General features: G+C 60.7%; 1 protein-coding gene. It reads left to right on the forward strand.

Features of this window, described 5'->3' with window-relative positions; all coding sequences use genetic code 11:
• Window positions 1-91 precede the first annotated feature (91 nt).
• Window positions 92-420: LysR substrate-binding domain-containing protein (locus EN780_RS38025; protein WP_245500341.1), on the forward strand; the 329-nt coding region annotated here is incomplete at its 3' end.

Here is a 420-nt window from a genome sequence, read left to right on the forward strand (position 1 = left end):
GATCAGAGTGTGGCAGTTGGAGAACCAACGCGTTCTGGCCTCTGTTGGAAACTTGAAGGGGCACCCGGGCGGGCACATCAGGGTCGGCTTGATGGAATGCCTGGCGGCGGAGTTCCTGCCGCAAGCCTTCAGCGGTTTACGGCTTGAACATCCTGGTGCCTCGCTGCACGCGACGGTCGGGGGCACAGCCGAAATCGCGCGTCAGCTGACGGCCGACGAAATCGATCTCGCAATCACCTTCAATGCGCCTCGCGACGCCGGCCTCAAGATTGTGCATGAGACGCGCTTTGAAATGGGTGTCGTCATGCGGCCGGATCATCCCCTCGCCGACCAGGCGGAGGTACACGTCGACGACCTGTTCGATCACCCTCTCATCATAGCCGACAATTCACTCACGATCGGTCCGGTCGTGGACGATAT

Source organism: Mesorhizobium sp. M4B.F.Ca.ET.089.01.1.1, from assembly GCF_004022605.1.
Taxonomy (GTDB): Bacteria; Pseudomonadota; Alphaproteobacteria; order Rhizobiales; family Rhizobiaceae; genus Mesorhizobium; species Mesorhizobium abyssinicae.